This is a genomic window from Brevibacterium sp. H602, assembly GCF_051172395.1.
GTDB lineage: Bacteria > Actinomycetota > Actinomycetes > Actinomycetales > Brevibacteriaceae > Brevibacterium.
The window spans coordinates 83,921-96,783 of sequence record NZ_JBPIZD010000009.1; the positions used below are offsets into that span (position 1 = coordinate 83,921).

A 12,863-nucleotide genomic window follows, 5' to 3' on the forward strand; every position below is an offset into this window, starting at 1 on the left:
ACTCCCATCTATGACACAAATCTCATTTTTGAGGATTCGTCCAGTATTCAGTCGACGATTTCTCAGGTCAATGGACTGATACATACTGATGATTTAAGACACATGTGTGGAGGAAACTTGCGCGGAGGGATGTGGCCGATGTCTGAAAATGACACTGATCAGAAGATACTCGAGGCGTTGCACATAGACGGTCGAGCATCGTGGCAAAGAATTGCGAATGCGATCGGCGTCAATGAACGGACAGTGGCACGTCGAGGGAATGCGATGCTGAAGAGCGAGGTAGTCCGCATAGTCGCCTTTAACGTGCCGGCGCACGGTTTCGTGCTCGCAGTAAATAGTGGGCCTGGCCAGGCACGGATGACATCGACTGCTATGAGCAAACTCGATCCAGCTCTTTGGGTTCATCTGACGACGGGAACAAGCGACGTCATCGGTGCTGTCGCAGTGGGCCTAGACGAACAGGAGAAGTTTCTTCTTGATGAGTTCCCAGCGATCCCCGGAATTTTGCAGTGGCGAGCCTATCCAGTCCTCAACTACCTGCGCACTGCTAGGATTTGGCGGCCTGGAGTGCTCAACTCTGACGAACGGCAGGTGCTACTTGCTAGTTGTCCCCAAGCTGCTGAGCTCAAATTGGGAAACGAAATTGACCTTGTCGCAGAAGACGCTGCAATACTGAGGGTCCTTAAGGAAGATGGGCGAAAGAACTACGATGAAATTGCTCGTCAAGTAGGCACTTCGGTGGCCACAGTAAGACGACGTCTGGAACGACTGCGTCGCGAGGGGCAAATGCAGATCAGAGCGGTCCTCCCTCCTCGGCATTTGGGGCTGAACACCGAAGTTGTCATGTGGCTGAGGGTTAAGGACTCAGATATTTCAGAGGCATCGCGGTTGTTGGCTGCCGATGAGGCCGTCAAGTACGCGGTCAGGATCGCCGGGGAGTGGACGTTCGTCCTAAAGTTCGATGTCGTCGCTCGCCAGTTTGTTGACGAATTTCTTGCTGGGCGACCTTGGACCCGGATGGTTTTAGAAAGCAGTCTGTCTATCGTCCTAGCGACGACTAAGCGCAACAGTGCTAGGAGTACCTAAGGATGTTCCGATAGTGGCCGAGAGCTTTCGGTAGAAAAGGAACTTAGAGGTGTGGAAGAGACGACGGCGAGCGGCCCGCCCCGGGGCGGGGCAGTGACCGATTCTCAGGGGCAATGGTTTGCTGAATCGTTGGGCGGGTAGTCTCTAATCCGCTTGTCGCCCACTACCACGATGTAGATTTCGTCGCACATTGGCGACAGAACGTGGTGCAGTGTCGCAATCTTGAGTAGGCGGTGAAATAGGGGCGGGATAAATCATACTCAAGTAACGCAGGATTCCTCCAGCAGGCCGGTCACCTCAGTAGGGGAGCGGATTCTCCAATCCGGAGTTGACCATCGAGCTGAATCCGCGGCCGAGCACCTGCGGGGCGGGATTCTCGATCGCCCGCGAATAGTGGCCGACGAGCTGTGAGCACACGCTCTTCCAACTCCTGGCCCGCACCTGCTCACGACCGGCGACCCCGAAGGCCCGCCGTTTCGCCTCGTCGCCGAGGAGGTCCGCCGCATGCGCTCGCATGGCACCGAGATCCTTCGGGGTGTAGAGCCACCCGGTGCGCGAGGAGTCGACGAGGTCGAGTGGGCCGCCTCTGGCGGGAGCGATGACCGGCACCTCGGAGGCCATGGCCTCCTGAATCGTCTGGCAGAAGGTCTCGAGCTCACCCGGGGCGACCATGAGGTCGAAGCTCGCCACAGCTTGGGCCAGAGCATCCCCGCCGAGGAACCCGGTGAAATGAGCCTCCGGCAGCAGCCGCTGCAGACGCGTCCGCCAGGGGCCGTCACCGACGATGACGACCTTCGCCCCGGGCAGATCGGTGAGCGCGGCAAGGTCTTCGACCTGCTTCTCCGCAGCCAACCTGCCGACGAAGCCGATGATCTTCTCACCATTCGGGGCAACGCTTCGACGCCAGGCCTCGGACCGGTGACCCGGGTCGAAACGGGAGGAATCGACCCCACGGGCCCACAGTGCCACCTCGGCGACCCCGAGCCCTTGCAGCTGATCGATCGTGTACGACGATGGGGCCAGCGTCAGAGAGGAATGCTGGTGGATATTGCGGACGTGGTTCCACAGCATGGCCTCGATGCCGTGCATTCCGTACCGGGCGGCATAGGCGGGAACCTCGGTCTGGTAGATCGCCACGGTCGGCAGATTCAGTGCCTGGGCGGCGAGGACCCCGCGCCATCCGAGGACGAACGGACTGGCCAGATGGACGACGTCCGGGGCGAACCGCTGCAGCAGTCGGCGGATGCGGGTGACGCCGCCGGGAGCGACACGGATGCGCCGATACTTCGGCAAGGCGATCGAGGGAACCCGGACGATGCGGGCACCGGCGACCTCCTTCGGACCGTCCCTGCGTGTGCCCGGAGCGATGACGAGGACTTCGTCGCCGCGGTCGGCCAGATGGTCGAGGACCCGCAGGAGTGAGTGGGTGACCCCATTCATATTGGGGAGGAAGGATTCTGCAATGATCGCTACTCTCACGTGCCCCAGCTAAGGTCGGCCGGGTGACGAACGCATGACCCGAAGGCGACAGGTCGGCGACATCTGGCCGAAATCGGTCCACTCCCGCTGCAGTGACGGCGGAATGCCGCGGCCGGTGACCGGACGCGGCCCTTCTCAGTGACTGCTCTCAGGCGCGTGGGTGTCCGGATGATGACCTGTTCGCGACGAGTCTGAACCCCGCGTAAACTGAGGTGTCGGAAATGCTCGCGCAGCACATGGAACGAGGGGAATGGCCGTGGTCTGGTTCATCGTCGGCGGTTGCGTGCTCGCCGCTCTCATCGTCCTCTTCGTCATCCTCACCGTCCTGCGCTTCAACCAGCTGTCCATGGCCCGGTCGCTGTGCGACGAAGCCAAACGCCAGCTCATCGGCGAGATCCGCGCCCGCCACGCTCTCGTGCCCGCCTATCTCGGCACCCTCCAGCAGATCGCCGGACAGGACCTGTCCCGGCTCGAACTCGCGCTCGCCTCTGCCGAGCGCGCCCCCTTCGACCACCGTGGCGCCGCAGCCGAAAACGCTCTGACCGACGCCGTCGATGACGCCGCGCTCATCCCCGCGGCGCTGACGGAGAGGTCCCTCACCTCGGACGCTGCTCGTTCCCAGCGGGCTGCGGTCAACGAAGAGATCGACACGACGATCCAGCTTCTGCACGGTCAGCTGCAGGTGCTCACCGAACGGATCCTCGCCGGTGCGCGCTTCTACAACACGAACGTCGAACGCTATCACCGGCAGCGGGCGCGACTGGTCTCCCGCCTCTTCGGCGGGGTCTTCAAGCCCCGCGCCCCATTCACGGAAGCGATCGATGACGATGGCGGACCCGGAACGGCGGGCCCCGCCTCGGCGAGGATGACCCGATGACCCGCTTCCGCCTCGACCTGGGCTATCGCGGCACGGATTTCCATGGCTGGGCCAAGCAGCCGGGGCTGCGCACGGTCCAGGCCGCCATCGAATCCGGACTGGAGAGGATCACCGGCACCGAGGTGGCCACCGTCGTCGCCGGCCGCACCGACTCCGGCGTCCACGCTCGCCGTCAGGTCGTGCATATCGATCTGGGCGATGAGGCGATCGGCAAGCTCATCGGCCAGTCGAATCGATCCGCCGAGGCGGCCCTCCTGTCACGTCTGCGCGGAGTCCTCATCGCCGGTGAGTTCCACGACATCGTCGTCCACGCGGTGGCCGAGGTGCCAGAGGACTTCGACGCCCGGTTCTCTGCGCTGTGGCGGTCGTATCAGTACCGGTTGGCCGATCATCGGTCATTCATCGACCCGCTGCTGACGCAGGTGACGCCGCGGCACAAGGGTGAACTCGATGCCGAAGCCATGGCCGAGGCCGCGAGCGAGGTCCAAGGGCTCCACGATTTCCTGCCGTTCTGCAAACCCCGGGAGGGCGCGACGACGATCCGCACCCTCCACGAACTGCGAGTCTCACGCGATCAGGATGCTGTGATCACCATCGATCTGCGCGCCGACGCTTTCTGCCATCACATGGTCCGTGCACTCGTCGGCGGTCTGATCAAGGTCGGATCCGGCAATTGGGCGGTGACCCGCCCGGCCGAACTCATCGCCGAGGCGGACGCCGGGCTGACCCCGGATGTGCCCATGTTCGTCACGCCTGCCGAAGGACTCGTCCTCACCGAGGTCGGCTATCCGGCACCCGAGGACTACGCGGCTCGCAACGCCCAGACGATGGCCCGCCGCGACCAGGAATAGGCCGACGGTTCGGCGGGTTGCTGTCCGAAGCTTCAAGCCGCAGCATCAAGCCGCCTTTTATCGCGCAAGTCGCGATCATGTGAGAATTCCTCTTTCCAGTTGTGAGAATCCTGTGTAGATTCACACTTAAGTAACTTTCAGTTCGCATTGGCACTGCAGGATGGAATCCGTCTTCATCCCCACCGGCACGGTTGATGTGCGCCTCACTGAACGATCGAAGGAACCGAATACATGTCGAAACTTGTGACCAAAGTGCTGGCCACGGGCGCCGCAGTGTCAATGCTGACTCTGCCCGGCCTCGCGCCTGCCATCGGGGCACCCTCTCTGGGCAACGGAAACTCCGCTGACGACAGTGCCACGGCACCGAGTGAAGCGGCTCCCGCGGACCCCGCGGAGCCCGACGACTCGTCCGCCGACGGTAAGTCCGCGCCGTCGGACGACGCCGGTGAAGAGCAGGACTCCGGCAGCGATGCGCAGTCGGCGCCCGAGGGCACCAAAGTCCAGCTCCTCAACATCACCGACTTCCACGGGCGCATCTCCGAGGCGGGTACACAGGTCGCCTCGGTGGTCGAGGAGGAACGAGCGAAGTTCGGCACCGGCGGCGACAACAGGGGTACCGCTCTGCTCTCGACCGGTGACAACATCGGTGCTTCGACCTACACCTCCTCATCGCAGAACGACAAGCCCACGCTCGATGTCCTGAACGCCATGGGTGTCGAGGCCTCTGCGGTCGGCAACCACGAATTCGACAAAGGCATCGATGACCTCACGGGACGAGTGAGTGACGAAGCCGATTTCCCCTACTCGGCGGCCAACGTCTATGACAAGGGGACACAGAATGTCGTCGACGGCCTCGACGAGTATTCCATCGTCGACGTGTCGGGAGTCAAGATCGCCGTCATCGGCGTCGTCACCAAAGACACCGCCTCACTCGTCTCACCGGACGGCATCGCCGACCTCGACTTCGGTGACCCCACGGACGCAGTCAACCGCGTCGCCGACGATCTCGAGAACCTCCCCGAGGCCGAACGCCCGGATATGACGGTCGTCGAGGCCCACCTCGGCGCGTCGTCGACAGAGAGCCTCGAGGACGCGAAGGCGTCGAACGCGGAGTTCAAGAAGCTCGTCACCGAGGCCGACGCCTCGGTCGACGCCATGTTCACCGGCCACACTCATATGCCGTACGCCTTCGAAGCGCCGGTGCCAGGGGAGCCCGACCGCACCCGTCCCGTCCTCGAGGCCGGCAGCTACGGCGAATACGTCGGTCAGGTGACCATGAGAGTCGACGGCAACAGCGACTGGCAGGCCAGCGGCATCGACCTCATCGAGACCGAGGGCAAGAGCTATGACTCCGAGGTCGTCGACAAGGTCGCCGGCATCGTCAGCGACGCAGAGGACAAGGCCAAGGAGCTCGGCTCCGAGGTCACCGGCACGATCAGCGAAGACATCACCCGAGCGAAGAAGGACGGCGAGGAGGACCGCGGTGCCGAGTCCACGCTCGGCAACCTCGTCGCCGATGCGCTCAAGGAAGGTGTCGAAGAGACCCAGCTGGAAGAAGCCGACTTCGGCATCACGAACCCGGGTGGACTGCGCACCGACCTGCTCTGCGATGACATCTACAACACCGAAGAGAAGTGCGAAGTCACCGTTGCCGAGCTCAACAGCGTGCTTCCCTTCGCGAACGACCATGGTGTCGTGACGATGAAGGGGTCGGACGTCATCGGCCTCTTCGAAGAGCAGTGGCAGCCCGACGGCGCCTCTCGGTCGTTCCTCCACCTGGGCATCTCCGAGGACCTCGACGTCGTCTATGACACGGATGCCGACAAGGGCGAGCACGTGAAGTCCGTCAAGGTCGATGGCAAGGACATCGACCCGAACAAGGACTACCGGGTCGCGACGCTGAGCTTCCTCGCCACCGGCGGTGACAACTTCTCCTCCTTCGCCAAGGGCGATTTCGAGCAGTCGGGACTCACCGACTTCGAGACCTGGGAGAACTACTTCAACAAGCACCAGGCCGCAGGCAAGGACGTCACCCCGGACAAGAACGAACGCCAGGCAGACGCGGCCAAGGACGTCATCGACAACGGTGATCTGAGCGCCGAGCTGACCGGGCCGAAGGCCATCAAGCCCGGTGAGAGCGCTGAGTTCGCGCTCAAGACGAACGCGAAGTCCGAGGTCGCGGGTCCCATCGACGTCACCGTCGACCTGCCGGAGGGCTATACCGCCGAGGCGGCCGCGCAGTCCGAGTCCCAGTCTGCTTCCAGCAGCGCCACCAAGGGCAAGGCCCCTGAGGTCAGCGCCGAGGCGGCCAAGACGATCACCCTCGATTCGATCCCGGCGGGGGAGTCCGAGGCTGGTGTGACGGTGACGGCACCGAAGGATGCCTCCGGTGAGGTGACTGTCAAGGCCAGCGTGCAGGCGAATGTCGATGGTCCGTGGTGGGATGACAACCCGCTGCCGCTGGCGCATGAGTTCGAGGCCACCGCTGCAGTCGGTGACGATGCGAATGCCTCGGCCGGCGATGACGGTTCCGCCGACGGCGGCAATGCCGATGGCGGCGCTGCTGACGGCGGAGACAGTGCGGCCGGCGGCAATGCCGATGGCGGCGACAGCGCAGCTGGCGGCAACGCGGACGGTGCGGATGCATCGTCCGACGGCGGTTCGGCCGATGGCTCCGGAAGTGAAGCGAACGGTTCGAAGGACGGAGGCGACCTGCCGCGCACCGGCTTCGAGACCTTCAACATCGTCGCTGCGGCTCTGGCACTCATCGTCGCCGGCACCACTGCGGTCACGATCGTCCGCCGCCGCAAGCTCAGCCTCCAAAGCTGAGTCAGGCCGGCATCAGACCGGCGGGCCGGAGAGTTCTTCTCTCCGGCCCGCCGTCATTCTCAGACTCTTTGCTCACCGGAACAGTTCCCGCGGGACCATCCCGCACCCGTGGCGTCATTTCGACCCGGTAGTCGCACGTCGCACCGGTGCACCGGGGCGTTGATTCGCTGCGGGGGCGGTTCGCGAGGAAGGGTGGGTGCTGACGCTACCGGTGCGTGATGCCCGCAGCGTCAGGGGCGTGACGATGCGTCGGAGCCGTCGGTCGCCTCGGGGCCGGAGCCGTTGACTGCCTCGGAGCCGTCGGCCTCGGCACCATTGTCGGCGCCGGCATCGGCATAGGCGTCACGGGTGGGCGACGTCGGCGGGACCGGCGGGCGGCCGGCGCGGAAGGTCTCGAGGTGAGTGAGCACCGGGACGAGGAAGAGGATGCCGACGGCCGGCACGACGATGCCCGAGTCGTTGATGAGAGTGCCGACCCCCAGCAGAATTGCCAAGCTGATCATCGCCGCCCTCAACAGCGGGATCCGCCGATAAGTGTCCTGAAGCCCGTGCAGTCGGAAGCGCGCAGGGTCGAGCGCCATCCAGAACACCCCGATGATGACCAGCGGCAGCACCAGAGTCATCCACGACTGGGTGAGGATGTCGATGTTCATACCGATCTTGCGGGCCAGTACGCTGAGCGCCTGACCGCTGATGATCGAGTCGAAGAACCGTCCGAAGTGCGTGCGCTGATCGGCCGGGCGCAGCCAGTCGAGGAACAGCACGGTGAGCATGACGAATCCGGCAATGCCCACCGTCAGCCCCAGCCGTTTGAGCGAGAACCGGATGCTCGCCGCGGCCAGCACGAGGTAGGCGACTCCGATGATGAGGGTCGGCACGGAACCGAACTTCGTGCCCAGTCCGGGTGCCGCGAGGATGACGCAGGAGACGAGCACGGGAAGGGTGACGATGAGGACGCGATGCAGCGGCTTGGTCACCAGGGACGCGAACCCGGCGACCGCCATCAGCAGCGCACAGCAGTACAGCGCCAGCGCCGAGTTCCCGATCCCGTAGAACCGGGAAGCGATGAGCAGGGGCTCACCCAACAGCGTCGACATCTGCAGCTGAGATCCGGTGACGACGTCGTAGGCGAGCACGGCGACGGTCACGGTGGACACGAAGAGCACCGGCCCGAACTTGTGCCGCCGCCAGGGCCCGAGCAGCGCCAGCACCCCGAGCAGCAGCGCCCACCCGGCCAAAGCTCCGAGCATCGCGATGTCCGGGTTCGTCGCCCGCTCCCACGGCACGGTATTGACCAGGTACGTCGAGATCGGCATCGCCGCGAAAATGACACCGAGGCGGTACGCCCCGGAATGGACGAGCTCCCGGTGGTTCTTCCGCATGAACCATGCCAACGCCAACAGTCCGATCATGAGCACCGCGACGACCGGGAAGAACCATGTCGACAGATCGTTCTGCGTCTTCACCGCCACCTGCCGGTCGAGCACCGCCTGATAGCGCGAGTGCCAATCGGAGCCATGCGCCCCCGAGGTCATCGGCGCCCCGGCCGCATTGTCCATCTCCTCGGCCCCGGACAATGCCACGAGCGTCGGCGCCAGGTCGGGCACCTGCACCAGTCCCGGCTGCCGCGTCGACGACGAGGTGAGCAGTCCCGCCTGCTCGCCCGGGGCGACCACCATCGTCGCCTGCATCGACGACCCTTCGTACGCGCCGTCGGCGATCGAGGAGAACATCACGGGAACGCGTCCCTCGCCGAGGCGGTTCGGCCGATCCGGGCTCATCCACCCGGTCGATTCGAGGATGTCCCCGACCTGAGCGTCGAGATTCTTCAGCGAATAGCCGTCGGCTGCGGTATTGCCGAGATCGACAAGGGCGAGTTCGCCGTCTGCGGCCGACTTCGCGACGTCCGCGCCCAAGTCGGATCCGACGGGCGACCAGTTCTCGACGCGGCCGGTCGGGGTGGCCGCCGCGATGGAGGCACCGTTGCCGAAGGCGTGGATATCGGGCACTGCCTCGGCCAGCGCCCCGAGGGAGGCATCGTAGTTGTCGCCGCGTGCCACCTGTGCGTACACGTCCCAATCGGCGACCCAGCCGTCGAGGGGAGATGCCGGTTCGCGGCACTGATCGCGGGGTTCGTCGGCGGCCCGCCGCCCGGATCCGAGTCCCAACCAGCCGTCGACCGGGCAGCTCGTCGAGCGCACGCTGCGCGGTGTGATCGTCCCGATCTGACCGCCCTTCATCATCACCCACAGGTGCGGTGTGGTGCGCGGATCGAGATCCTCGAAGCTGAACCCGGAGACGTTGATCGACACGACCCCAGGATTCGCCGAGGCGGCCCCACCGTCGTCGTCTTCCGTGGCCGGAGCCGTGCCCCCGTTCTTGCCTGCCGCCTGGGAGTCGGCCCGAGCCGACGCGCCCGCACCTGCAGACGGACCCGCGCCTAACGCCGCCTGCCCGGCTTGGGGCAGGCCGAGGACGAACAGGGCGATGGCCAGGATCCCGAGCAGAACTCGAGCGGCGGGGGAGGTCACGGGGGCTCTCATCGGTGAGCCTCCTCGGCGTGTTCAGCACTGAGCGCCAGCAGGAAGGGCAGCAGAACCATGGCTCCGGTCGAGGGCACGGCGACCCCGGAATCGGTGAGCACGAGCCCGACGCCGAGTCCGGTGGCGGCGGCCAAGAATCCATAGTGCAGGTCGGAATCGGTGAAGAGCTGGGGGAGCCGTCCGCGCCATTTGTTGACCAGACGCCCGGTCCGGCTGCCGGCGTGGACGCGAGGGAAGTGGAGGAGGTAGCGGAGGAAGATGAGGATCGCGATGGCCGCGAGCGGGGTGACGATGGCCAGAGCCGGATTGACCTGGATGATGTGGAGGTTCGCGCCGAGCTTGCGGCCGACGACCTGCAGGGCCTCACCGGTGACGATCTGGTCGAAGAACGTGCCGAAATGAGAGCGTGTCCCGGCCGGGCGCAGCCAGTCGAGGAAGGCGATGCCGATGAGCACGGCCAGCGAAAACAGACCGATGAGGGCGAGGCGCAGCAGAGTCAGTCGGATCTTCGACAGAAGCGCCAGCAGGACCATGAGACCGGCGAGGATGGCGATCGTGCCGCCGAACTTCGCTCCCCAGGAGGGATTACCGGAGACGAACACGGCGGCCAGTCCGACGACGACCGGCACGATGATCACTGCCTTTCGGTGCCCGCGCGCCCGCAACCACGAGACCATCAGCCCAAGGAAGATGAAGAGGCTGACGATGAAGATCGCCGCACCCTGATTGCCGAGTCCGTAGTAGCGACCGCCGACGATCGGGTTGTAGCCGAGCAGCGAGTTCGCCTGCAGATGGGACCCGGTGGCCAGGTCGGTCGCGAGGATGAGCAGGTTCGCCCCGGCCAGGGCGCCGACCCGTCCTCTCCAAGTTCGACCCCATGGCGGGATAAGGGCGAAGGCGAACAGAACGGCGGCCGTGCCGATGACCGAGAGGAACAGGCCGAGCCCGGGGTCGGCCATTCTCGACCAGGGAAGGAGCCCGGCGAGGAACGCTCCCATCGGCAGGGCCGCGACGCCCAGGGACACCCAACCGAGGAATCGGTGGACGTGGGGCGCAAGGGTGGCGCCGCCTCGGCGACCGAGGATGGAGCGGTTGAGCAGGACCGCGCACGCGATGAAGAGGACGTAGAAGATGACGTCGAGAGTGATGGAGAACGTCGAGAGATTCTGATGGATCGTCGTCGACTTCTGCGCCTCGGCGACGAGATCGTCGATGCGCTGCTGCGGATCATCATCGGTCGGGGTGGAGTCGAAGCCGACGGCGCGCGGGGAATCGACGTCGAGGACATCGAGGATGCCCGGCGCCAGATCGGTGATCTGAAGCAGCCCCGGGGTGCGGGTCGTCGCCGAGGACAGGGACCCGGGTTCGAAGCCGGGCCCGGAAGCGATGAACGCGCGCAGCTGCGGCAGTCCGGAACTGTCACCGAGGCCGGCGACGATGATCGTCGGATCCGCGGCCCCGTCCTTCGCTTTCTCCCGCACTTCCTGCAGACGCACGCCGAGGCGGCGGTCGGCTTCGGCGACGCGGGTCTCACGGTCGTAGTTCGGCGGAACGGTATAGGAGTAGTTCGGGATCGGGTCGAACAGCCAGGAGCGGATGCCGATCGCGCCGAGGTCGACGACGCCGAGGCGGCAGTCCGTGGCCGTCGCATCGTCCGTGAAGTTCGTCACCACCCCGTCTTCGTCCGCGGCCGCATAGGCTGCGCCGGGCCCCTCGGCTGCGAGGCATGGTTCGAGCAGGGAGTCCGCATCGGTCGCATCGGTGCCGGAGGGCACGGCCTTGCCGGCTTCAGTCACGGTGCGCGCGAGCATGCCGTAGTCGACTGAGTAGCCGGAGCCGATATTGGGTTCCTTGACCGCATCGAAGCCCTCGATCCGAGCCGTCGTCGTTCCGGCCGCGGATTCGTCGCCATGAGCTTCATCACTGTTCGCCGCCTCCTTCGCCGAGGCGGCCCCGTCCTCGGTGTCCACGGATCCGTCCGTGGTGGGGGCGATCATCGTCGGGCAGCGTGCCGAGTCATCGGGGTCGGCATCCTCGGCGATGGGGGAGGGTCCGGCTTGTGCGCGGGCGCCCGCCCCGAAGGACAGCCAACCGGAGGCGGGGCAGGTGGCCGAGCCGATCGTGCGCACATTGAGGTTCGCGGCCGCGCCCTCGGAGAGCAGACTGTAAAGGTTCGGAGTGCGCTCGGGATCGATATCATCGATGGTCAGACCCGGAATGCCGAAGACGACCGTCTGCCCGGCCGGGGGCCTGCTGGTGTCAGTGGACTGCGCGGAGGACGCATTCGAGTTCGCAGCCGAACCGTTGTCCGACGCCATACTGTCCGTTGATGCCGGACCGTCGGTTGATGCCGACGCGGAGGAGGGGCCGAGTCCGAGGCCTGCCGTCAGGAGCCCGACCAGGAGACCCAGCATCAGGATTCTCAATGCGGGAAGTCGGAAGGGCAGGCTGGAGTGAGTCGGCACAGATCAATACTATCGGCTCGGGTTTCAGCTGGCCCTGAGACCGCTCTGGGCGTTTGCTCCCCGGGCCTGCGGGCATGTATATTTGATTGTCGTTGTGTGTGCTTGTCGCACTCCCTTACATAGCCTCATGCGTTGCAGGCCCGTAGGTGAGGGGAATGCGTCGATAGGTTCACCCGATTGAAGACAACCAGCGCTTGAGACCCATTGGACTCACGACCCGATGAGGATCCGGCGCTGTACTGAACACAGATACGAAAAGAAGGCTACTTTTGCGTACGTATACAGCTAAGTCCGGTGACGTTGAGCACCAGTGGCACGTCATCGACGCCACTGACCAGGTGCTCGGTCGCCTTGCTTCGCAGGTTGCACGCCTCCTGCGCGGCAAGCACAAGACCACGTTCACTCCGAACACCGACACCGGTGACTTCGTCATCATCATCAACGCCGACAAGGTCGCGCTGACAGGTGCGAAGCTCGAGAAGAAGCGCGCTTACCGCCACTCCGGATACCCCGGTGGCCTCAAGAGCGTGAACTATGCCGAGCTCCTCGCCACCCACCCCGAGCGTGCAGTCGAAAAGGCTGTCGCCGGTATGGTCCCGAAGACTCGTCTCGGACGTGCCCAGATGCAGAAGCTGAAGGTCTATGCAGGTGCCGAGCACCCGCACGCCGCTCAGAATCCGCAGCCGTACGAACTCAGCCAGGTCGCGCAGTAAGCGCCTGAGCTCTAGACATC

General features: G+C 64.9%; 8 protein-coding genes. 5 read left to right on the top strand and 3 right to left on the bottom strand.

Annotated elements, in window-relative coordinates:
- The first annotated feature begins 138 nt into the window (after positions 1-138).
- Positions 139-1,086, top strand: coding sequence for an Lrp/AsnC family transcriptional regulator (locus ACSBQT_RS08630; protein ID WP_410708463.1), 948 nt, complete (start codon positions 139-141; stop codon positions 1,084-1,086).
- Between the two features lie 297 nt (positions 1,087-1,383).
- Here the strand turns inward: ACSBQT_RS08630 and ACSBQT_RS08635 are convergent, their stop codons facing one another.
- Positions 1,384-2,565, bottom strand: coding sequence for a glycosyltransferase family 4 protein (locus ACSBQT_RS08635; RefSeq protein ID WP_435001538.1), 1,182 nt, complete (start codon positions 2,563-2,565; stop codon positions 1,384-1,386).
- Positions 2,566-2,815: 250 nt separating this feature from the next.
- On the opposite strand from ACSBQT_RS08635, the gene ACSBQT_RS08640 reads away from it, so the two are divergent.
- From ACSBQT_RS08640 to ACSBQT_RS08650, 3 genes are all read left to right on the top strand, one after another.
- Positions 2,816-3,442 (top strand): LemA family protein, encoded by a 627-nt coding sequence (locus ACSBQT_RS08640; protein WP_370036448.1) that lies wholly within the window; start codon positions 2,816-2,818, stop codon positions 3,440-3,442.
- A complete protein-coding gene (truA, locus tag ACSBQT_RS08645; RefSeq protein ID WP_139468419.1) occupies positions 3,439-4,293 on the top strand; it encodes a tRNA pseudouridine(38-40) synthase TruA in 855 nt (284 codons plus the stop codon). The genes ACSBQT_RS08640 and truA overlap by 4 nt, the downstream gene beginning before the upstream one ends.
- 231 nt (positions 4,294-4,524) lie before the next feature.
- Positions 4,525-7,122: a bifunctional metallophosphatase/5'-nucleotidase gene (locus tag ACSBQT_RS08650; RefSeq protein WP_435001541.1), complete on the top strand. Its 2,598-nt coding sequence runs from the start codon at positions 4,525-4,527 to the stop codon at positions 7,120-7,122.
- Between the two features lie 230 nt (positions 7,123-7,352).
- On the opposite strand, the gene ACSBQT_RS08655 is transcribed toward ACSBQT_RS08650, so the two are convergent.
- The gene (locus ACSBQT_RS08655; protein ID WP_435001543.1) at positions 7,353-9,665 is read right to left on the bottom strand and encodes a hypothetical protein; all 2,313 of its coding nucleotides are present in this window, start codon (positions 9,663-9,665) and stop codon (positions 7,353-7,355) included.
- Positions 9,662-12,079 carry a hypothetical protein gene (locus ACSBQT_RS08660; protein WP_435001546.1) on the bottom strand — a complete coding sequence of 806 codons (2,418 nt, stop codon included), beginning with the start codon at positions 12,077-12,079 and terminating at the stop codon, positions 9,662-9,664. The genes ACSBQT_RS08655 and ACSBQT_RS08660 overlap by 4 nt, the downstream gene beginning before the upstream one ends.
- Positions 12,080-12,399: 320 nt before the next feature.
- On the opposite strand from ACSBQT_RS08660, the gene rplM reads away from it, so the two are divergent.
- On the top strand, positions 12,400-12,843 hold the full coding sequence (rplM, locus tag ACSBQT_RS08665; RefSeq protein WP_101543309.1) for a 50S ribosomal protein L13: 444 nt from the start codon (positions 12,400-12,402) through the stop codon (positions 12,841-12,843).
- Positions 12,844-12,863 lie beyond the last annotated feature (20 nt).